Source organism: Streptomyces fagopyri (assembly GCF_009498275.1).
GTDB classification, from domain to species: Bacteria; Actinomycetota; Actinomycetes; order Streptomycetales; family Streptomycetaceae; genus Streptomyces; species Streptomyces fagopyri.
The window spans coordinates 8,640,987-8,660,964 of sequence record NZ_CP045643.1 but is presented as its reverse complement, the minus strand read 5'-3'; the positions used below and the strand labels follow the sequence as shown (position 1 = coordinate 8,660,964).

The 19,978-nt window shown below is 71.2% G+C and carries 15 protein-coding genes and 1 pseudogene; 8 read left to right on the top strand and 8 right to left on the bottom strand.

Features of this window, described 5'->3' with window-relative positions:
• Positions 1 to 129: 129 nt before the first annotated feature.
• Positions 130 to 1,866, top strand: a complete 1,737-nt coding sequence (locus GFH48_RS37430) for an MOSC and FAD-binding oxidoreductase domain-containing protein (protein WP_153292493.1) — start codon at positions 130 to 132, stop codon at positions 1,864 to 1,866.
• 566 nt (positions 1,867 to 2,432) lie between these two features.
• Here GFH48_RS37430 and GFH48_RS37425 read toward each other — a convergent pair.
• A complete protein-coding gene (locus GFH48_RS37425) occupies positions 2,433 to 3,425 on the bottom strand; it encodes an aldo/keto reductase family protein (RefSeq protein ID WP_153292492.1) in 993 nt (330 codons plus the stop codon).
• 227 nt (positions 3,426 to 3,652) lie between these two features.
• The gene (locus GFH48_RS37420) at positions 3,653 to 4,012 is read right to left on the bottom strand and encodes a DUF6204 family protein (RefSeq protein WP_153292491.1); all 360 of its coding nucleotides are present in this window, start codon (positions 4,010 to 4,012) and stop codon (positions 3,653 to 3,655) included.
• A 230-nt stretch (positions 4,013 to 4,242) separates the two neighbouring features.
• Here GFH48_RS37420 and GFH48_RS37415 point away from each other — a divergent pair, with 230 nt between their 5' ends.
• From GFH48_RS37415 to GFH48_RS37405, 3 genes are all read left to right on the top strand, one after another.
• Positions 4,243 to 4,881, top strand: a complete 639-nt coding sequence (locus GFH48_RS37415; RefSeq protein ID WP_153292490.1) for a molybdopterin-dependent oxidoreductase — start codon at positions 4,243 to 4,245, stop codon at positions 4,879 to 4,881.
• A gap of 131 nt (positions 4,882 to 5,012) precedes the next feature.
• Complete coding sequence (locus GFH48_RS37410) at positions 5,013 to 5,882, top strand: LysR family transcriptional regulator (protein WP_153292489.1); 870 nt, start codon at positions 5,013 to 5,015, stop codon at positions 5,880 to 5,882.
• Positions 5,883 to 6,169: 287 nt separating this feature from the next.
• The gene (locus GFH48_RS37405; RefSeq protein WP_407698733.1) at positions 6,170 to 7,336 is read left to right on the top strand and encodes an MFS transporter; all 1,167 of its coding nucleotides are present in this window, start codon (positions 6,170 to 6,172) and stop codon (positions 7,334 to 7,336) included.
• Positions 7,337 to 7,400: 64 nt separating this feature from the next.
• Here GFH48_RS37405 and GFH48_RS37400 read toward each other — a convergent pair whose 3' ends face one another.
• Together GFH48_RS37400 and GFH48_RS37395 are read right to left on the bottom strand one after the other, a co-directional pair.
• The gene (locus tag GFH48_RS37400) at positions 7,401 to 7,919 is read right to left on the bottom strand and encodes a hypothetical protein (RefSeq protein ID WP_153292488.1); all 519 of its coding nucleotides are present in this window, start codon (positions 7,917 to 7,919) and stop codon (positions 7,401 to 7,403) included.
• 382 nt (positions 7,920 to 8,301) lie between these two features.
• Positions 8,302 to 9,810: a CoA-acylating methylmalonate-semialdehyde dehydrogenase gene (locus tag GFH48_RS37395; RefSeq protein WP_153292487.1), complete on the bottom strand. Its 1,509-nt coding sequence runs from the start codon at positions 9,808 to 9,810 to the stop codon at positions 8,302 to 8,304.
• Positions 9,811 to 10,289: 479 nt separating this feature from the next.
• On the opposite strand from GFH48_RS37395, the gene GFH48_RS37390 reads away from it, so the two are divergent.
• Positions 10,290 to 11,183, top strand: coding sequence for an NmrA family NAD(P)-binding protein (locus GFH48_RS37390; RefSeq protein ID WP_153292486.1), 894 nt, complete (start codon positions 10,290 to 10,292; stop codon positions 11,181 to 11,183).
• Between the two features lie 264 nt (positions 11,184 to 11,447).
• The gene (locus tag GFH48_RS37385) at positions 11,448 to 12,848 is read left to right on the top strand and encodes a pyridoxal phosphate-dependent decarboxylase family protein (protein ID WP_153292485.1); all 1,401 of its coding nucleotides are present in this window, start codon (positions 11,448 to 11,450) and stop codon (positions 12,846 to 12,848) included.
• A 398-nt stretch (positions 12,849 to 13,246) separates the two neighbouring features.
• On the opposite strand, the gene GFH48_RS37380 is transcribed toward GFH48_RS37385, so the two are convergent.
• From GFH48_RS37380 to GFH48_RS37370, 3 genes and pseudogenes are all read right to left on the bottom strand, one after another.
• Positions 13,247 to 14,134: an NmrA family NAD(P)-binding protein gene (locus GFH48_RS37380; protein ID WP_153292484.1), complete on the bottom strand. Its 888-nt coding sequence runs from the start codon at positions 14,132 to 14,134 to the stop codon at positions 13,247 to 13,249.
• Between the two features lie 295 nt (positions 14,135 to 14,429).
• Positions 14,430 to 15,175, bottom strand: a pseudogene (locus GFH48_RS37375) (phosphotransferase family protein).
• Between the two features lie 301 nt (positions 15,176 to 15,476).
• Positions 15,477 to 16,046 (bottom strand): TetR/AcrR family transcriptional regulator, encoded by a 570-nt coding sequence (locus GFH48_RS37370; protein WP_153292483.1) that lies wholly within the window; start codon positions 16,044 to 16,046, stop codon positions 15,477 to 15,479.
• Positions 16,047 to 16,837: 791 nt separating this feature from the next.
• Here GFH48_RS37370 and GFH48_RS37365 point away from each other — a divergent pair.
• The gene (locus GFH48_RS37365) at positions 16,838 to 17,986 is read left to right on the top strand and encodes a PP2C family protein-serine/threonine phosphatase (protein ID WP_194280787.1); all 1,149 of its coding nucleotides are present in this window, start codon (positions 16,838 to 16,840) and stop codon (positions 17,984 to 17,986) included.
• 138 nt (positions 17,987 to 18,124) lie between these two features.
• Here the strand turns inward: GFH48_RS37365 and GFH48_RS37360 are convergent, their stop codons facing one another.
• On the bottom strand, positions 18,125 to 18,712 hold the full coding sequence (locus GFH48_RS37360; protein WP_153292481.1) for a TetR/AcrR family transcriptional regulator: 588 nt from the start codon (positions 18,710 to 18,712) through the stop codon (positions 18,125 to 18,127).
• Between the two features lie 200 nt (positions 18,713 to 18,912).
• Between GFH48_RS37360 and GFH48_RS37355 the strand changes: the two genes are divergently transcribed.
• Complete coding sequence (locus GFH48_RS37355; RefSeq protein ID WP_153292480.1) at positions 18,913 to 19,872, top strand: SDR family NAD(P)-dependent oxidoreductase; 960 nt, start codon at positions 18,913 to 18,915, stop codon at positions 19,870 to 19,872.
• Positions 19,873 to 19,978 lie beyond the last annotated feature (106 nt).

Below are 19,978 nucleotides of genomic sequence, written 5' to 3'. Positions count from 1 at the left end.
CGTCCGCCCGCGAGCGGCGCCGGGCCACCGAGCCGGTACGACGGCGGCGGAAGAACTAAAATCGGCCGTGGCGCAAGAAGATCCTCAGGGGAGTTGCTCCCGGTCGGCCACCCACGCAGGAGTACCGCAATGGCGACGCTGCTGTCCGTGAACGTAGGGAAGCCCAAGGACGTCTCGTGGCAGGGAAGGACCGTCCACACCGGCGCGTGGAAGGCACCCGTGCACGGCCGCCGGATGGTGCGGCACCTGAACATCGACGGAGACGGCCAGGGTGATCTGGCGGGACACGGAGGCGAGAACCGGGCGGTCCTCGTCTACCAGCTGGAGTCCTACCGGTACTGGGAGAAGGAGCTGAGCCGCCAGGACCTCACCCCCGGCAGCTTCGGGGAGAACTTCACCGTCGACGGCCTCCCCGACGACGAGGTGTGCATCGGCGACCGCTACCGCATCGGCGAAGCGGAGTTCGAGGTCACCCAGCCCCGCGTCACCTGCTACCGCGTCGGGATGCGCCTGGGCGAACCCGCCATGGCCTCCCTCCTGGTCGCCCACCACCGCCCCGGCTTCTACCTGCGTGTCATCACCGAGGGACATGTGCAGGCCGGCGACGACATCACCCGCACGCGACAGGGTCCGGAAGTGCTCAGCGTCGCCGACACCGACGCGCTGCTCTACCTCCCCGACCGTGATCCCGCGCAGCTGCGCAAAGCCCTGAGCATCCCCGCCCTGAGCCCCGGATGGCAGCAGTCGTTCCGCGAACTCGCGCAGGGCGGGCCGACGAAGCGGGAGCCGGGTTGGCCCGGCTTCACGCGCCTGCGCGTGGCCCGCCTCGTCCCCGAGACCCCCAGCGTCACCTCGATCCACCTCGACGCCACCGACGGCACACCGCTGCCCGAGGCCCGGCCCGGTCAGTACCTGTCCCTCCGGGTCACCACGGGAAAGGACGCCCCCGCCGTACGGAGCTACTCCCTGTCCTCCGCGCCGGGCGCCCCCACCTACCGCATCAGCGTCAAACGCGAGCCGCACGGCCGGGTCAGCGGCTACCTCCACGCGTGCCTCCGCCCCGGGGACCTCGTGGACATCGCGAGCCCCCGGGGGACGTTCGTCCTCGAAGACGGCACCCGCCCGGTCGTCCTCGTCTCCGCGGGGATCGGCGCCACCCCCGTGCTGGCGATGCTCCACCGGCTCGCCGCGGTCCGGGACCCCCGCCCGGTGTGGTGGATCCACACGGCCCGGGACCGCGCGCAGCATGTCTTCGCGGCCGAGTCCCGGGCACTGCTGGCCCGGCTCCCCCTCGGCCGCGCGTACATCTGCTACACTGCGGCCGACGACGTCACCGGGCGCGAGGGGGAGACCCACGTCCACCGAGGCCGTCCGACCGCTCGGTCGCTCGCGGACATGGCCATTCCGGCGGACGCCGACGCCTACCTCTGCGGGCCGCCCGCCTTCATGGACGCCCTCGGAGGTCACCTGCGCGCGCAGGGGCTGCCGGCCGAGCGGATCCACACCGAGGTGTTCAGCGCCCTGCCGGCCATCAACCCCGGGATCACTGCCGAACCGGCGGTCCGGCCGCACCAGCCGACCGGTATCGAGGCGGCCGGTTCCGGGGCCACCGGTCCGCTCGTCACCTTCGCCCGCAGCGGCATCAGCACCGCGTGGTCACCGGAGCGCGCGTCCCTCCTCGACCTCGCGGAGGCCTGCGACGTCCCCACCCGCTGGTCCTGCCGCACCGGGGTGTGTCACACCTGTGTCACCCCGGTCGTCTCCGGCGACATCGCCTACACCGTCCCGCCCCTCGAACCTCCCGAGGCAGGCACGGCCCTGATCTGCTGCAGCCGGCCGACCACCGAAGTCGTCCTCGATCTCTAGGACTTGGACGTGGTCCGGTAGGGGCGCGGGGTGCGGCACCCGGTCGTGCCCCGGGCGGGGCACCCGCCCCGGAAGGTCCCTGAGCAGGTCACTCCCGGTCACGGGGCACGACATGCGTGCTACGCCATACGGCCCCATACTCGAACTGCGGCACCACGGCGGCCCACAGATTGACAACCCCCTGGGGAGGTCCTGTGATCATGCTTGCTTTGCTAGCGCCGGGTCTCATGATGGCGTTCCTCTTCGGAATGGACGCATTGGAAGATCGGCTCATCCCGCGGCCCGTCCCCCTCCCGAGTGACGACGCCGACGTTGCTCCGGTCCCGGACGAGGTGCCACCACCCGCGCCCTGACGCCATCCCCGGCGGGTACGGGCCCACGACCGCGAAGACGCCGGTCACCGGTCTCGGGCTCGACCGAGGGCCGGCCACCGGGTCCCGGACTCGACCGGGAACGAGGCCGAGGACGAGGACGACGACAGGGACGAGGACGAGGAGAACGTCGCCGGACTCGCCTCCAGGCAGCGGTGGCTGCTGGAGGACGGACCCGACGAGCCGCCGGGCGCATCAGCGGCGCAGGACGCCCTCGGCCGCGAACGGTGCGAGAGTCGGACGGCTGACCGGCACGTCACCGAGCGCCGCGTCGACCGCGGCCAGCACGTCGTCCGTCAGGTGCACGCCCGCGGCTGCGGCGTTGGCGTGCACCTGCTCGGGTCGCGAGGCTCCGGTGATCGCCGATGCCACCTCACCCCGGCGCAGCACCCACGCCAACGCCAGAGACGGCAGACTCAGCCCCGCGCCCTCCGCCACGGGAACGAGCCGCTGCACGGCCTCCAGGGCTGCGTCGTTGAGGACGAGGTCCTTGGAACCGCTCATCGCGTCGTTGGCGAAGCGGCTGTCGGCGGGGAGCGGCTGTCCCGGCTTGTACTTGCCCGTGAGCACGCCCTGCGCCAGCGGGGACCAGACGATGTGCGAGATGCCGCTCGCCGCGCACACCGGGAACACCTCCGCCTCGGGCGCCTGCCACAGCATCGAGTACTGCGGTTGCGACGAGACGAACAGCTCCGGCCCGGCGATGTCCACGGCCGTCCGGATCTGTTCGGGGGTCCACTCGCTGAAACCGAGGTAGCGGGCCTTGCCCTGCCGTACGACCTTCTGGAGTGCCTCGACCGTCTCCTCGATCGGCACGGTCACGTCGAAGCGGTGGGCCTGGTACAGGTCGACGTGGTCCGTCCGCAAGCGCTGCAACGAGGCGTCGATCTGCTTGCCGATCTGCTCGCCCGACAGGCCCTGGTCGGTGTCCGACATCTGCCCCCAGACCTTGGTCGCCAGGACGTAGGAGTCACGGGGGTGCTGGGAGAGGATCTCGCCCCAGGCCGACTCGGCCGCGCCCCGGCCGTAGACATTGGCCGTGTCGAAGAAGTTGATGCCCGCGTCGAACGCGGCCTCGGTGCAGGCACGCGTCTGCTCGGCCTGGATCCCGCCGGAGTAGGTGAGCCAGGAACCGAGCGAGATCTCCGAGACCTCCAGGTCCGAGCTGCCGAGTTTCCGAAAACGCATGGCGGTTCCCTTCCGTGGTTCCTGCGGCGAAGTGGACGATCACCACCATGTAACCCGTAAAAGTCCTGGCACGGGAGTCGGCGCAAGGTCCTGGCACGGGAGTCACCGCCCGAGGCCGGGGAGGGGCTGCGGCGTGGAATCAGGGGTACGGGTCGGCGCCGGACGGAATCGGGGGTACGTCGCGGCGTCGGACGGAATCAGGGGTACGGGTCGGCGCGGGTACGGAATCAGGAATACTTCGCGGCGGCGGCGCGGCGCTGCCGCTTGCCCACAGGCGCCTGGGAGAGGTCCTCGGCGCTCGACCTGAGGTTCTTGTGGGAATAGCCGCGCTGCGCGAGCCACGCCTTCGCCGCCTCTTCGGCGCGTTCGGTCGCCTCCAGGATGTCCTCCTCCGCTTCGCCCGAGTCCGCGAAGCGGAAGGTGAAGGCGGACCGTGCGGCCAGGTCGTAGCTGAGGTGCCCCTCCGTGGTGAACGCCGCGCGCAGCACGTCGTGCTCCGCCGCCCGGGCCAGAAGCTCGGAACGCTGATCGGTGGTGAGCCCGTCGAAGACACCGCGAACGGTGATACGGAAGGTGCGCGTACTCATTCCGCGAGCCTAACCAGCGGCGCGCGCCGTCTCCACCGTATTTCCGTCCGCCGCGACCCACGGACCGTCGCGGGTGCGGGCCGGCCGGTGCGCGCCGGGCGCCGTCGACGCCCGTGAACCTCCTCGGTGCCGGCGCCGTGACAGGCCGAACCCCTGCCTCGGCGTCACCAGGAGTGAACGCTTACCCTGCACAGATAGAGACACGGCCGCAGCAGAGGGGGAGCCGGAGCATGGCAGGCGACCGACCGGGCGTGATCGGCGGCGCACCAAGTGCGCCCCACCCCATCCCTCCGGGTCAGCGCAGGGTGCAAGGGTGGCCCGTCTCGCACTACGGTCCGGTTCCCAGGTTCCGTCCGGAGCGCTGGGACCTGCGGGTCTTCGGTGCCACCGCCGCGGGAGACGGACGTGCGTGGTCGTTCGACGACCTCACCGTTCTTCCGCACATCACGGTCGTCGCCGATCTGCACTGTGCCACGGGCCCCACGTCGACGGACCACGAGTGGTACGGCATCGCCGCCACGACGCTGCTGGACCTGGCGCCTCCGGCACCCGGGGTCACCCATGTGATGGCCTGGGCCGAGTACGGCTACGGCGCCAACCTCCGCCTCGCCGACTTCACCACCGAGCAGACGCTGCTGGCCACCCATCACAACGGCGAACCGCTCACCGCCGAGCACGGCTTCCCCCTGCGCCTGGTCGTGCCGCACCTGTACGGCTACAAGAGCGCCAAGTGGCTGCGCGGCATCGAGTACATGACCGAGGACCGACGCGGATTCTGGGAGGAGCGCGGTTACCACAACCTCGCGGACCCCTGGAAGGAACAGCGCTACTCCCACCAGGAGCAACAGGGCGACGGCCCGGCCGCGTGACCGTCGCGGCGGCGTAAGGCGGCACCGACCGCCGGCCGGACCGCCCGGCGTCGTGCGCGGGCCTCACGGCGGAACACGCCATCGGTGGGGGCATCATCGGGGGGAGATGATCCGCGGCGTCGGGAGAGCACATGGATCTGCGGCAGATGGAGGTCGTGGTCGCGGTGGCCGAGGAAGGCGGGTTCACCGCGGCGGCGCAGCGGCTCCACGTGGTGCAGTCCGCCGTGTCGAGCACCGTGCGCACGCTGGAGCGTGAGCTGGGAACGCCGCTGTTCGACCGCACGACGCACCGGGTGTCGCTGACCCCGGCGGGCGAGGCCTTCGTACCGGCGGCGCGGGCGGCCCTGCGCGCCGCCGAGCAGGCCCGGTCGGCCGTGGACGTGGTCCAGGGACGGCTGCGGGGACGGGTGACCGTCGGCACGATGCAGGGCGTGTGGGCCGATCTGCACCTCCCGCTGGCCGCACTGCGGGCGGAGCATCCGGAGGTGGTGGTGCGGCTGCGGCAGGCCGCGGTGACCGACATCCGCCAGGCGCTGCGCGAGGGCACGGTGGATCTGGCCGTGGTCGCCCTGGACCGCCAGCAGCAGCGGGGGCTGGTCACCCGGCTGCTGTCCCGCGAGGAGATGGTGCTGGTGTCCGCGCCCGAGCGGGCGCTCGCCGGGTCCGGCGCGGACGGGACGGTCACGCTCGCCGAGGCCGCGCGGATGCCGCTGGTGGACTTCACGCCCGGCTGGGCGATCCGGCTCTCCGTCGACCGGGCGTTCCGTGCCGCCGCCGTCGAGCGCGAGCCGACCTTCGAGGTCAACGACATCGTCGCGGCGTCCGAGCTGGTCCGTAACGACCTGGGCGTCTGCGTCATGCCCGGCTCGATCGCCGCCCGGTTCCCCGACCTGCGGACGCACCGGTTCGACCGGCACGCGCCGAGCTGGAAGGTGATGGTGGTCCGGCCGCGGGGCGAGGCGCCGGCCGCCGTCGCCGCGCTGCTGCGGCACATGACCTGAACGGGGACCGGGATCCGGTCCTCCCGCCGTGCGCGCTCGCCGCCCGCCGTGCCGGACCCATCTCACATCGAGATGACAGACATCTTCGATCATCGTCGAGGCGGGGGAAGCAATGGGACCGCCGCGACGCTGAGGCAACCGTGCGAGCGACAAGGAAGCCGTTCCACCGCCACCTGGTCCGTCCCCGAACCGTCCACCCGGTTCCCCTCCTCGAGAAGGTGCCCGTGTCCGCATCCCCCGAACTGAAGCGCTCGGACCCGACCGCCACCGGCACGACCGCGCACGGCATACCGGGATGGCTGGTCGCGCTCTTCGCCGTCGCCTCCGGCATGACGGTGGCCAACCTGTACTACGCCCAGCCCCTGCTGTCCTCGCTGCGGGACGTCTTCCACGTCGGCACGGCCGCGGCCGGCGGACTCATCACCCTCACCCAGGTCGGCTACGTCCTGGGCATGCTCTTCCTGGTGCCGCTCGGCGACCGGCTGGAGAAACGCAAGCTGATCACCGTGCTGCTGACGGTCACCACGCTCGCGCTGGTCGCGGCCGGCCTCGCCACGAACTTCCCGATGCTGCTGATCGCTTCGCTGATCAGCGGAGGCACCTCGGTCGTCGCCCAGATCCTGATCCCCTTCGCGGCGAGCCTCGCCCCCGATCACGCCCGCGGCCGGATCGTCGGCCGGGTGATGAGCGGCCTGCTCACCGGCATACTGCTCTCCCGCACCCTGAGCAGTCTGGTCTCCGACGTGGCCGGCTGGCGTGTGGTCTACCTCGGCTCCGCCGTCCTGATGGCGCTGCTGGCCCTCGCCCTGCGCGCCGCCCTGCCGCGGCACGCACCGACCACGACGATGCCGTACGCCCAGGTACTGCGCTCCACGCTGCAACTGGTGCGCACGCACCCCGTGTTGCTGCGCCGCGGTCTCTACCAGGCGGCGATGTTCGGTGCGTTCAGCGCGTTCTGGACGACCGTCTCCTACGTTCTGACGGGCCCTCACTTCCACTACTCCCCCGTCGGAGTGGGCCTGTTCGCCCTGGTGGGTGCCGCCGGTGCGGCCGTCGCCCCGTTCGCCGGGCACTGGGCCGACCGCGGGCACGTACGTCCCGTGACCGGCGTCGCGTTCGCCGTCGCGGCCGTGGCCTTCGCGGCCGCGGGCTTCGGCCAGGAGCACGTGGCCCTGCTCGCGCTGGCCGCGATCCTCATCGACATGGCCGTCCAGACCACCCTGATCCTCGGCCAGCACACCATCTACCAGCTCGACGCGAACGCCCGCGCCCGGCTCAACAGCGCCTTCATCGCCACGTTCTTCGTCGGAGGCGCGCTCGGGTCCCAGTTCGGCTCGATCGCGTACCACGCGGCGGGCTGGACCGCCGTCAGCGTCCTGGGCGCCGCCCTGCCCGTGCTGGCACTCCTCTACTGGACGACGGAGCGCCGAGCCGCCCGCCGTACCGCCGCCTGATCCGCACGCTTCGGACGACCCGACGACCGGGCCGTCGGGCGCCGCGTGCCACGCACCTCGCCCGTCAGGAACCGGCTTCCTTCCGCAGGAAGTTGCTCACCTGGCAGGCGAGGCTGTCGCCGCCGAGGCCGGCACGGGTTTCGGCGTCCACCAAGCCCTCGGACAGGTCGATACCGCCCGCCCACAGGTACCGGTCGGTCCACTCCTCGTCGACCTTCAGCTGGACCTGGATGTCCACCCGGGGCAGCGAGGCGTCCGGGCCCGCCGCGTAGAGGACAGCGGTCGCCCGGCGCAGCGGGTACACGTCATAGCCCTCGATGAACTGGGAGTTGCGCCAGTCCAGGAAGGCGCTCTCCCCGTCGGCGCCGATACGGATGTCGATCTGGCCGTCCTCGAGGTGGATGCCGAAGTGTTCGCCCGCGCGGTTCTCGACGGTGACACGGCAGCGGAAGTAGGTCAGCCCTTCGGCGGCGTCGTCGCGTCCCCGCGGCGGCTCCGCGGTCTCCACGCCATGAACGCGGACACGCAGGCCGGCATGCTCGTCGTACTCCTGCCAGTCCCCGACCACGTTCGGCTCGTGCACAGTCCACCTCTCCACCTCAGACAGCTGTTTCCTATCTGTGCCCTCAACTGGGTGTCAAATGGGCGGAACGTGCCGTGGCCAGCGTTTTTGCCCTCGTTGATCGGTGATCAAGCCGTGCGCAGCCAGAACCCGTGCCCGTGCCGTCGCGGGACATTTCCGCACGTGCCGCACATCACGTTTCTCGGTCCTCGCGGCGCACCGTCCGCCCAGCGGCCCGGGGCCGGCGGCGCGGTGCCGCACGCCGGGGGTCCAGGGCCGCCGGGCGTGCCACCGCACGTTCCGCTTTCCCCCGGGAACGGCAGCGTGCGTCCGCGCGGGAAGGAGCCCGTCCGCGGTCGCACCGGCGCCGAATGCGGGGCCGGTGCGTGCGGACCCGCGACGGTCAGCGGGACGCGGGGAAGCCCAGGTCCGGGCCGGCCGCGGTCTCGGCCGGGTCCGGCCAGCGGCTCGTGATGACCTTGCCGCGCGTGTAGAAGTGCACGGCTTCGCTGCCGTACATGCGGTGGTCACCGAAGGCCGAGTCCTTCCAGCCGCCGAAGGAGTGGTAGCCGACCGGCACCGGCATGGGCACGTTCACGCCGACCATTCCGGTCTCGACCTCCAGCTGGAAGCGGCGGGCCGCCCCGCCGTCGCGGGTGAAGATCGAGCCGGCGTTGCCGAACGGGGAGCCGTTGACGATCTCCATGGCCTCCTCGTAGGTCTCCGCGCGGAGCACGCACAGGACGGGGCCGAAGATCTCGTTCCGGTAGACGTCCGAGTCGGTGCTGACCTTGTCCAGGAGCGTGATGCCCATCCAGTGCCCGTTCTCGAGGCCCGCGACGGTGAAGTCCCTGCCGTCGAGGACCACGTCGGCTCCCTGGGCGGCCGCGCCCGCGACGCGCTCGGCGACCTCGTCGCGGTGCGCCCTGGTGACGAGCGGGCCCATCTCGGACGTCGGGTCGTTGCCCGGGCCGATCTTGACCTTCGCGGCCCGCTCGGCGATCCGGGGCACCAGCGCGTCGCCCGCCGAACCGACCGCGACCACCACGGAGACCGCCATGCAGCGCTGGCCGGCGGAGCCGTAGGCGGCGGTCACCGCGGCGTCGGCGGCCGCGTCGAGGTCGGCGTCGGGCAGGACCAGCATGTGGTTCTTCGCCCCGCCGAGGGCCTGTACACGCTTGCCGCTCGCCGACGCCCTGCCGTAGACGTGGCGGGCGACCGGGGTGGAGCCCACGAACGACACGGCCGCGACGTCCGGGTGGTCGAGCAGCGCGTTCACCGCGATCTCGTCGCCGTGCACGATGTTGAGCACACCGTCGGGGACACCCGCCTCGGCGGCCAGTTCCGCGAGGAGCATGGACGCGGACGGGGCCTTGCTGCTCGGCTTGTGGACGAAGGTGTTCCCGCAGGCGATCGCCATGGGGAACATCCACATGCTGATCATCGCGGGGAAGTTGAACGGCGAGATGCCGACGATCACACCGAGCGGCTGACGGACCGAGGTGACGTCGACATCGGCCGACACGTCCGTGGACGTGTCGCCCTTGAGCGCCATGCCGAGCCCGCAGGCCAGTTCGACGATCTCCAGTCCCCGGGCCACCTCGCCCAGCGCGTCCGCGTGGACCTTGCCCTGCTCGGCGGTGATCAGCGCGGCGAGGTCGTCGCGGCGCGCGTTCAGCAGCTCGCGGTAGCGGAACAGAATCGCGGTCCGCTGCGCGAGTGAGGACGTACGCCAGGTGGCATAGGCCTCCTTCGCCGTGGCGACGGCCGCGTCGACCTCATCGGGGCCCGCCATCGCGACGCGCGTGGTGACCTCTCCGGTCGCGGGATCGGTCACCGGCCCCCAGGTGTCGGAGGTGCTCGAACCTTCCCCGTAGGGCTTGCCACCGATCCAGTGGGTGACGGTCTTCATCGACGGAACTCCTTCGAAGGTGACGGCGATGGGCGGCGAGGTCGCTGTCGGCGGACCTCGCGGGCCTCGACCGCGGCCGGACGACCCCAGGGCCTCGGCCACGGACACGTCCCGCCGCGCCGGTGGGGCGGGACTGCTGTTCCAGCATCCCTCCGTGCAGCGGCCGGCGACGGCTTCGAAGTCCCCGGCGGCCCGAAGTGCCTCACCCAGGTCCCATTCCGTCGTGGCCCGGGTCACGCGCGGGCGGGCCGCTCGTGGGCCGGGCGCCGCGTTGTGGGCCGGGCGCGGCGTTCTCTCGCCCGCTCGGCGCGCGCCTGCCGGTGAACACGGCGGAGTGCGAGCAACACCGCTTGCCCATCTTAGATGACACTAGTAATCTAAGGGATCGGTAGGAACCGCTCCCGCCCGACGAAGAACACGGCGACGAACAGACGTCGACCGACCGGGCGACGCAAGAGCGAAGGCAAGTGGAGGCAACCATGTCGGCTGACACCAGAACCGTCCTGATCTCGGGGGCCACGGGGGACACGGGGCGGGCCGCGGTGCGGGAATCGCTCGCACTGGGGATGAAGGTGCGTGCGCTCGTGCACCGTGTCGACGACCGGTCGCACGCCCTGGCGAGACTGGGCGCGGAGGTCGTGACCGGCGACCTGCTGGACATCAACACGCTCCGTCCGGCGATGGTGGGGGTGGACGCCGCGTACCTCGTGTGGCCGGTCCAGCCCCACCTGATCCACGCCACGGTGAACTTCGCGCAGGCCGCCAAGGAGACCGGCGTCAGGACCGTGCTCAACCTGTCCCAGCGCTCGGCCGACCGGGAGTCCACCAGCGACTCGTGCCGCGACACCTTCATCGCCGAAGAGGTCCTCAACTGGTCGGGGCTCGATGTCATCCACCTGCGGCCGACCTACTTCCTGGAGTGGCTCCTGTACCCGTGGCAACTCCCTTACCTGCAGCAGGGAATCCTGCGCATGCCCGTGGGCAAGGGCCGCCACTCCCCCATCGCCGCGGACGACCAGGGCCGCGCCATCGCCGCGCTGCTGCTCGATCCCGAGGACCACATCGGCTCCACCATCCCGCTCTCCGGCCCCGTCGAGATGGACCACGAGCAGATGGCGGCCGAGCTCTCCGAGGCCCTCGGCAGGAAGATCGTTTTCCAGGACCTGCCCGTCGAGGAGTACGTCGACTCCCTCAGGGAGATGGGCGTTCCCCCGTACATCGTCCAGCATCTCGGCGGTGCCATGGTCGACTACCGGAACGGCCACATGTCCGGCGCCGACAACAACGTGGAGAAGCTCACCGGCCGCCGTTCCATGACCGTCGGCGAGTTCGCCCGCGCGCACGCCGACCTCCTGGGTGGCGTCGGCCACTGACCCGCCGCCCCCTCCTGGCCGCGTCCCCGTTTCCTCTGTCACTTCGGGGAAGCGGGGGCGCTTTCACTTCTGCCCGTGGCCGGGAGGCGCGGACGCCAGGGGTGGAGCGGGAAGGCACGGGCGACGGCGGGTCCGGGGACGCCGACCGGCCACCCGAGGCCACTCTCGGCAAGCCTCTCGCGGGCAGGAACCCACGGCCGCCGTTCACCCGCACACTGAACAGCCCAGGCATGCCCACAGCGCAGCACACGTCGAAGGATCCCCATGCATCCCACACTCGCCGAAGACCGCGCCCGTCTCGCGGAGTTGCTCCAGTCCGTGCACGGCCTCGCCTCCCGTGAACTGGCCGGCCTCGACGACCGGCCCGCCTGGCAGCCCCGCCTCGCACCGGTGCCGGAACCGCTGCCCGCCGAGGGTTCCGGTGCCCAGGGAGCGCTCGCCCGGTTCGCCGAGCAGTGGGCACCCGGGTTCTCCGGCAGTGCCGGTCCGCGCTATCTCGGGTTCGTGACCGGCGGCGCGACGCCCGCCTCGATCGCCGCGGACTGGCTCACCAGCGTCTACGACCAGAACGCCGGGGGCGGCGGCGGTTCGTCCGCGGCGGCACTCGAACGCCAGACGCTGACCTGGTTGCGTGAACTGTTCGGACTCGGCGCCGCGCACAGCGGCGCCTTCGTCACCGGCTCGACCATGTCGAACACCGTGGGCCTGGCCGTCGCGCGGGAGTGGCTGGGCGAACAGCGGAACGTATCGGTGTCGGAGGACGGAACGGCCGCGCTCGGACCGGTCACCGTACTCTCCGGAGCACCGCACTCCAGCATCGGCAAGGCCGCCTCCGTCCTGGGGTTCGGGCGCGCCGCCGTGCGCCGGACGCCGCTCCTGCCGGGCAACCGCGAAGCCGTGGACGTCGCGGCGCTCGCCCGCGAGCTGGAGGGTCTGGACGGCCGCCCGGCCATCGTCGTGGCCAACCTCGGAACCGTCGACACCGTCGACTTCGACGACCTGCGTGCCATCGCCGCGCTGAAGGACCGCTACGGCTTCTGGCTCCATGCCGACGCCGCCTTCGGCGCCTTCGCCGCGCTGCTTCCCTCGCACGCACACCTCACCGACGGACTCGACGCCGCCGACTCGGTCTGCGTCGACCTGCACAAGTGGCTCAACGTGCCCTACGACAGCGCCGTCGTGTTCACGCGACGGCAGGACCTCCAGGCCCGGGTCTTTCACAACTCCTCGCCCTACCTGGGTCTTCCCGCTCTGCCCGACCCCGACTTCCTGCACCTGACACCGGAGAACTCCCGTCGGCTGCGCGCCCTGACGGCCTGGTTCTCCCTGGTGGCCTACGGGCGTGACGGGCACCGCGAGATCGTCGCCCGCAACACCGCCCTGGCCGTGGGCCTCGGCGACGCCCTCGCCGAGGTCCCTCATCTGCGACTGCTCGCGCCCGTCCGGCTCAACGTCGTCTGCTTCACCCTCGCCGGCTCCCCCACCCCGCAGGCCGTCCAAGCCGCCGTCCAGGCCGTCGCCGCCACCGGTGAGGCCTTCGTCACCCCGACCTCCTACCGAGGCGTGCCCGCCCTCCGCGCCGCGTTCAGCAACTGGCGCACGACACGGGCGGACATGGAACGCGCGCTCGCGGCGATCACGGAAGCGACCGCGCCGAAGATGTAGCGAGCACACCCGCCGTACGACCGGCCGTCTGCTCGCCGGCCGGGATGATCTGCCGCCGCTGTGATCCGCGGTGCTGGTGATCCACGGTGCTGGTGATCCGCGGTCGGTCGGCGGCCCGTGAGATGCGGCGGACCGACGTCTGCGGACCGGCGTCTGCGGGCCGCGGCCGCTTGCGGATCGGGTGGGTCACTCCCGGGCGCGGACGACACGTACATCAGCGGACGTGATCCGCGAAGGTGCGACGGGAAGAACCGGCGCGGCCGACCGGCGTACGGACCGGCCGGCCGTGTCGCCACACGACGGGCCTACGCGCCCGCCGAGGGGCCGGTCACGCGCGCGGGGACGAACAGGCGCCGTTGTGGAGGGGCGCCCGTTCGTCCCCGCGCGGGACACATCCGTCATGCGGCCCTGGTGACGTAGGGAAGTTCGAACAGCGAGCGGTGCTCGTCGATGAAGTCCTCGACCGTCTGGAGGGACTGTCCGGTGATGCGGCGGGCGGTGTCGGTGACGCCGGCCAGGCGGCCTTCCTGCTGGTCGATGGTGACCGCCTCGAAGTGCTTGAGCTTGGCGATGTCGTCCGGGATGCCGATCAGTTCCAGGAACGTCGCCACCGTGACCCGTTCGAACGGGAGGTCGCGGCCCAGGACCCGGCCGACCTCGGCCGCGAGTTCCTCGTGGCTGTACTCGACCGGACCCGTGAGGGTCAGCGCCCGACCGATGTGCTCCGCGGGCTCGGCGAACAGCTTCGCGGCCGTCAGGGCGATGTCGTGGCCGGTGATCGGGGCGAAGCGGCTTTCCGCGTCGAAGGGCATGACGTAACGGCCGTAGCGGATCAGTCCGGAGATGTAGAGCAGCCACTGGGTGAAGAACGTGATCCGCAGGTGTGTGGTGGGCACTCCGGACCAGTCGAAGACCTGCTCGGCGAGCCAGTGGTTCTGCGTCGCCTTGCTGCGCGCGTCGGGACGCGACTGGATGTGCGACATGTTCACCACGTACTCGAGGTTCTGCTCCCGGGCGGCCTGCGCGAACATCACAGCGGCTTCCACCAGCCCCTCGCCGACGGGGTAGTTGAAGTACGCGCGCCTCACACCCTTCAGGGCCGTACGGACGTCACGGAAGTTGAGCAGGTCACCGAAGACGACCTCGGCACCCTTGTCCCGCAGCCGCTGCGCCCGCTCGTCGTCCGTGCGGACCATCGCCCGTACGTGAAATCCCTCCTTGAGCAGGTGGTCCACCATCGGCCGACCGGTCTCACCGGCAGCCGTCGTGATCAGGATCGTGGTCATGCTTGGTTCCTCACTGTGTGGTTGATGCCACCAGCGGGGGCGGTTCGACCGCGCCCCACTTCCACGTCGCCGGCCCGAACGGCCACGGCGTGACCCCCGGCGGACGAGGCGGCTCCTCTTAGATTACTACTGTCATCTAAGAACGGCAAACGGCCCTCACCCCCGGTCACGTCATCGCCGTCACCGTCATGCGGAGCCGTCCACCGATCCACGCCGAGCGCGGCCGGCCACCGGACCGCCCCAGGCATCAACGCCGTACGTCAGAACGCATGCGGAGCAGTCGGGCTCGCCCACGTCACATCCGGGACCTCAGCACGTCGACCTCACAGCCCGGCGCGAACGGGTCGAAGCCGTGCTCGGTCAGCCAGCGAACCACCAGCAGGCTTCGCACCGACCACCACGCGCGGATCACGTCGAGGTCGACCTCGGTGCCATAACCGGCGAGGACTCGTCGAGGCGCTCCTCGTGTCCGAGCGTGAAGGTGGCGAGGTCGTACAGGGCGTCACCCTGGCCCGCCTCGGACCAGTCGATGATGCCGGTGACCTCGCCACCGTCGACAAAGACGTGCGCGATCTGCAGGTCGCCGTGCGTGAACACCGGGGTCCACGGCCGGAGCGCCGCCTCGGCGACCTGGCGGTTGCGGGCGACCAGCCCGGCGGGCAGGACGCCGTTCGTCACGAGCGACTCGCACTCGTCGTCGAGTTCCGCCGCCAGCGCGACGATGCTCCGCCCCGCCCCGCCGACCCGTTCCGGCAGCGGCGCGTCGTGCAGCTTCCGGATGGCGGCGCCCGCCGCGGCCCACGCCGCCGGCGACCCCGTCGACGGCCCGCCGAGCCGCCCGAGCGTCGCCCCCGGGAGCGCGGCGATCGCGAGCACGGGCGGCCTGCGCCACAGGACCTCCGGGGTAGGAACCGGCGCCAGGGCCATCGCCTCGACCTCGACGTCGATACGCGCCTGATCGACGTCCACCTTCAGGAACACGTCGCCGACGCGCAGGGTCGCGCGCTCGGAATGGGCGACGACGACTTCGACCTCATCCATGGGCGACGAGTATCCCGGGGACGGCCGCCGACGTCGCCGGGATTGTCTCGTCCGCTTACGCGGCTGACCGCGTTCCGCCACCCGGCAGCCTCGTGCACGACACGGCCACTGAGCGGAGAGCCGAGGGCCCGGCCGACGTGCACCCTGATCCCATGGACGGGCCCCCGCGGTCGAACCGACCCGACGTCACCACCCACCGCCCCCCTGGCCGCGATCCAGCCCTGGTACCCACACCCACGGTGATCCCGAGACGAGTACGCGCGTCCTCGCGCCGACCTCGGCGTGGTCCGTAGGACAAGCCCTACGTCAGGGACTCGCCGATGGAGTCGCGGACCGCCCGCAGGATCTCGTCCGACATCTCGGTGGACGACGTGGCCCGGGCCAGCAGGATCGCCCCGACCAGGGTGCACGTCGCGACCAGCCCGTCGTCCTCGCCCTCGGTCATCCAGTCCGCGAACCGCTGCACACCCTCCGCGTAGGCCTGCTGCGAGGAGACGTTCCCCTCGAACGCGGCCTGCGCCAGGTCACCGGCGAAGCCGGCCGAAGGACACCCCGTGCCCGGATCATCGCGGTGCTCGGGCGACAGGTACTCCTCCACCATGGCCTTACGCGCGCCAACCCGGTCGGGATGCCCCTCGTCCAGGCCCGCGAGATAGGCGTCCCTGTCGATGAACGCCCGCTCGGCGGCCTCGGTCACCAGCGCGTCCTTCGAAGCGAACTGCTTGTAGAACCCGCCGTGCGTCAGACCGACGGCCTTCATCAGATCCGCGACACTGACGCCCTGCACACCCCGCTCACGGAAGAGCTGAGCGGCCGCAGCGACGACACTGGCCCGGTTCTCCTCGGCCTGAACCTTGGATACACGGCTCATGCGAGCACCCACCCTTCCTCTTACATGCTGATTGACATCTATAATAGACCACCGTCGGCAAAGCCCATGGGCGCAGCAGGATGCGCGGCGGGCACCCCCGGTCCACGAGCCGTTTCGCGCGGCCCACCCACCGGTGCAAGCGGCGGCGCCGGCAGCATCGCCCGACTCGGCCAGGCCAACGCCCCGAATTGCTTCACACCAGGCGAGATCGCGCAAAATGTATACAGCAGACAAATACTGACTTTTGTTGCGCAAGTCCACCCTTCGGCTCTACCCTTGGCCGGAATGAGGCTCCGCACGCCAGGGCATGCCGAGCCGCCGGCTGTCCGGTGGCCCGGTCCGGGGAGCGCAAGCCCACCCGGCGGCGATGACGTACGGCGGCCCCGCAAGGGCGTTCGCCCCACACCGGAAGCGGCCCACCTGCCGTCTCCCGAGTGAGCGTGCGGGACGGACGCCACAGCCCAAGTCGAGCAGCACGGAGAAGGCGCTGCCACCCTTCCGGTCACCTGGACGTACGCCTGTGCGCACACGGTTCTCTCCGCGCACGACGGTCGCCCCAAGGCTCGACACAGCGGAGACAATGATGGTGAAGCATGCTGGGCATCGTCGTACGCAGAGTCCGCGAGGGCCGCTCTGAGCACGGTCGGAGCCGCACCGGGATCACCCGCTTCGACCAGACCCCGCGACCTCCAGCCCGAACCACCTGGTTCCCGCGCCTCACCCGTACGACGCGCCGCGGGGCACCTCCCCGCACGGCGCGATCGGCCCGCATCAGGGCCGCGGGGCATGCCGTGACCGCCAGCCGCTACGGACCGTTCCTTTTCGCGATCGCCATGATCGCCGCGATTCTGGGCTTCGGCTTCATGCTGCCCACATCGGAACACCTCGGCTCACTCATGGCCACGGTTCCCGCGGCGACGGCCGCACTCGCCGGAGCGCGAGTCACCGCGGCGATCGCCGGTCTCTCCTGTGCGGCATGCGTCGTGCTCGACGGACACGACGGGCTCTTCGGTACCTCCACGTTCGTCGTTCACCTCGTGGCGATCGCCCTCGTCTCGCTGTGCGTCATCACCTTTCGCACCCTGCGGGAACGGTCCATGCGGGAACTGCTGGGAGTACGGGCCGTCGCCGAGGCCGTCCAACGCGTCCTGATACGTCCGATGCCACCGTCCATCGGTTCGCTGCGCATCCGGGCGGAGTACCGCGCCTCCCACCCCCAGGCCCTCGTAGGGGGTGACCTGTACGCCGTCGCCCGCACCGACGGCGCCGTCCGCTTCCTCATCGGGGACGTCAAGGGAAAGGGACTGGCGGCGGTGGACGACGCGGCCGCGCTTCTCGGGGCATTCCGCAGTTCAGCCCGCCGGACAACGTCTCTGGTCACGCTCATGGCCCTCCTCGAAGAAGCCGTGCAGGCCCACTTCGAGGAAGTGGCCGCCACCGACCCCGATGTCGCGGAGCGGTTCATCACCGCGCTCCTGCTGGAGATACCCGCGGACGGTTCATGCGTGCGGATGATCAACTGCGGCCACCCTCCCCCCTTCCTCGTCGACGGAGACACGGTCCGGTCCGTTCCGGCCCTGCGGCCCGCACCGCCCCTCGGGCTGAACAGCACCGGCACCCAGGGGTACGCCACCACCGTGCTGCCACTGGCCGAGGATGCGCTGCTGCTCCTCTACACCGACGGTGTCATCGAAGCCCGTGACCCGAAAGGCACCTTCTTCGACCTGGAGGCCCGGATCGCCGGCTGGCCGGGCAGGGAGCGGGATGAGCTCCTCCCGTACATTCTCGATGGTCTGACCGCTCATGTGGGCGGGAACATGGGCCTGAACGACGACGCCGCCATGGTCACCGTCCAGCGCCTGGGCAACGGCAGCATTCACCGGCAGGCCGACGGCCGGGGCCAAGGCATGGCCACCCTGGAGGCCCGGGCTGAGGTGTGATCCGGCCGACCGGCCGGGACCGACGGGCGGCGGGCACCTCCGCACCAGGCGCCGACCGTCCGCGCCACCCCGCCCCCGCCGCGCCCCTGCCCCTGACCGCTCAGCATCGGCATCAGATCGATCGGTCCCCGATCCTGGTCACTCCCGCCCGTCGGCGCCCGGCCCCTCGAGCAGAGCGGTGGTGGCCGCGGCGACGGCCGCGACGATGGCGGCGCGGTGGCCCGCGATCCGCTTCCCCGGATCGCCCGCCAAGGGGTCACGGATCACGGAGGCGGTCATGTTCCAGCTCTGGGCCGCCGCAAGCGCGATCATCATCGCGTCCATCGCGACCGGAACGCCGACGCCGTAGCGCTCGGCGACGGCCGCGGCCTTGGACAGGTGCGCCTCTCGCTCCTGGTCCGAGGCCTCGGGACGTTCCAGCATCTTCCACTGGGTGAGGCGTTGCAGTCCCGGGTCGGCCGTCAGCGCGTCGAACAGCGCGCCGCTGTACGCGGCCAGGTCGTCCGGTGTGAACGGCACCACGTCGGCCAGAACGCGGAGCCGGTCGGCCAGAACCGCGTCGAACAGGGCTTCCTTCGAACCGAAGTAGGCATAGATCGCCTGCTTGTTCGCCGAGGCGGCGGTTGCGATGCGGTCGACCCGCGCCCCCGCGAACCCGACGCGGACGAACTCGTCGTACGCCGCGGTCAGCAACCGCGCGCGGGTGGCGGAGGAGTCGTAACTCATGCCCGCCATCCTAAAACAACCAGATGGTTTGACGGTCCCGGGTGGGCGGTGTAGGAATAAACCATCCAGTTGGATGTTTCGAGACCCTCTGACACCCCTTACCCCCTACCTCCTTCACCGTCACCGTCTCTGCCTCCGTCCTGGCGCGCGGACGGACACGGAGATTGCCTCGTCACCGCACCGCCCGAGAGGAACCCACCATGACCAGCCGGCTTTCCCTCCCCTTCACCGCTCTGTCGACGGCCGACGACGTGATCGCCGGAGTCGATCTCACCGGCCGCCGTGCCGTGGTCACCGGCGGCGCGTCAGGGATCGGCCTGGTGACCGCCCGTGCCCTCGCCGAGGCGGGTGCGGACGTCACGCTGGCCGTGCGCGACCCGGGAGCCGCGCGACGGGCCGCCGACGAGATCCGCGCGGTGAGCCGTGCGGACGCCGTGCGGGTCGCCCGGCTCGACCTCGCGGACCGCGACAGCATCGCGGACTTCACCTCCGCGTGGACGGGACCGCTCCACATCCTGGTGAACAACGCCGGGATCATGGCCCTGCCCGACCTGGTCCGGACCCCGGAGGGCTGGGAGAGCCAGTTCGCCACGAACCATCTGGGGCACGCGGCCCTGACGCTGGGCCTGCACGGAGCCCTGGCGTCCGCGGAGTCGAGCCGTGTCGTCCAAGTCGCCTCCTCCGCCCACCTGATGGCCCCCGTGGACTTCGGCGACATCCACTTCGAACGGCGGCCGTACGAGCCCTGGACGGCCTACGCGCAGTCGAAGACCGCCGTCGTACTGTTCACGGTGGCCCTGGCCGAACGGTGGGCCCGCGACGGAATCACGGTCAACTCACTGCACCCGGGGGGCATCATGACCAACCTGCAACGCCACCTCGACGACGACCAGTTGACGTTCGTCGGCGCCAAGGACTCCACGGGCACCACTCTCGACGTGCCACCGGGCTGGAAAACGCCGGAGCAGGGTGCGGCCACCTCGGTACTGCTCGCCGCCTCCCCGCTGGTCAAGGACATCACCGGCCGGTACTTCGAGGACGTCGCCGTCGCGCCGGTCCAGCCCGACCCCGCGCCGGGCAGGAGCGGGGTAGCACCGTACGCGATCGACCCCGCGCCGGCCCGTCGGCTGTTCGACGAGACGGTACGGGTACTCGGCTGAGCCGTGTGGCGGGCCGGCCGCGTCTCTCATGAGCGGGCCGGCCGGCCCGGCAGCCGGTCGAAGCGGGGACTCCGCCTTCTGGCCGCGGGCACAGCGGAATCCGGGC

Bases quoted from the DNA above. Each gene is read 5' to 3' on its own strand.
- GFH48_RS37395 (WP_153292487.1), bottom strand. From the start codon at position 9,810: ATGAAGACCGTCACCCACTGGATCGGTGGCAAGCCCTACGGGGAAGGT.
- GFH48_RS37360 (WP_153292481.1), bottom strand. From the start codon at position 18,712: ATGAGTTACGACTCCTCCGCCACCCGCGCGCGGTTGCTGACCGCGGCG.
- GFH48_RS37370 (WP_153292483.1), bottom strand. From the start codon at position 16,046: ATGAGCCGTGTATCCAAGGTTCAGGCCGAGGAGAACCGGGCCAGTGTC.
- GFH48_RS37355 (WP_153292480.1), top strand. From the start codon at position 18,913: ATGACCAGCCGGCTTTCCCTCCCCTTCACCGCTCTGTCGACGGCCGAC.
- GFH48_RS37385 (WP_153292485.1), top strand. From the start codon at position 11,448: ATGCATCCCACACTCGCCGAAGACCGCGCCCGTCTCGCGGAGTTGCTC.
- GFH48_RS37420 (WP_153292491.1), bottom strand. From the start codon at position 4,012: ATGAGTACGCGCACCTTCCGTATCACCGTTCGCGGTGTCTTCGACGGG.
- GFH48_RS37410 (WP_153292489.1), top strand. From the start codon at position 5,013: ATGGATCTGCGGCAGATGGAGGTCGTGGTCGCGGTGGCCGAGGAAGGC.
- GFH48_RS37425 (WP_153292492.1), bottom strand. From the start codon at position 3,425: ATGCGTTTTCGGAAACTCGGCAGCTCGGACCTGGAGGTCTCGGAGATC.
- GFH48_RS37380 (WP_153292484.1), bottom strand. From the start codon at position 14,134: ATGACCACGATCCTGATCACGACGGCTGCCGGTGAGACCGGTCGGCCG.
- GFH48_RS37430 (WP_153292493.1), top strand. From the start codon at position 130: ATGGCGACGCTGCTGTCCGTGAACGTAGGGAAGCCCAAGGACGTCTCG.
- GFH48_RS37390 (WP_153292486.1), top strand. From the start codon at position 10,290: ATGTCGGCTGACACCAGAACCGTCCTGATCTCGGGGGCCACGGGGGAC.
- GFH48_RS37415 (WP_153292490.1), top strand. From the start codon at position 4,243: ATGGCAGGCGACCGACCGGGCGTGATCGGCGGCGCACCAAGTGCGCCC.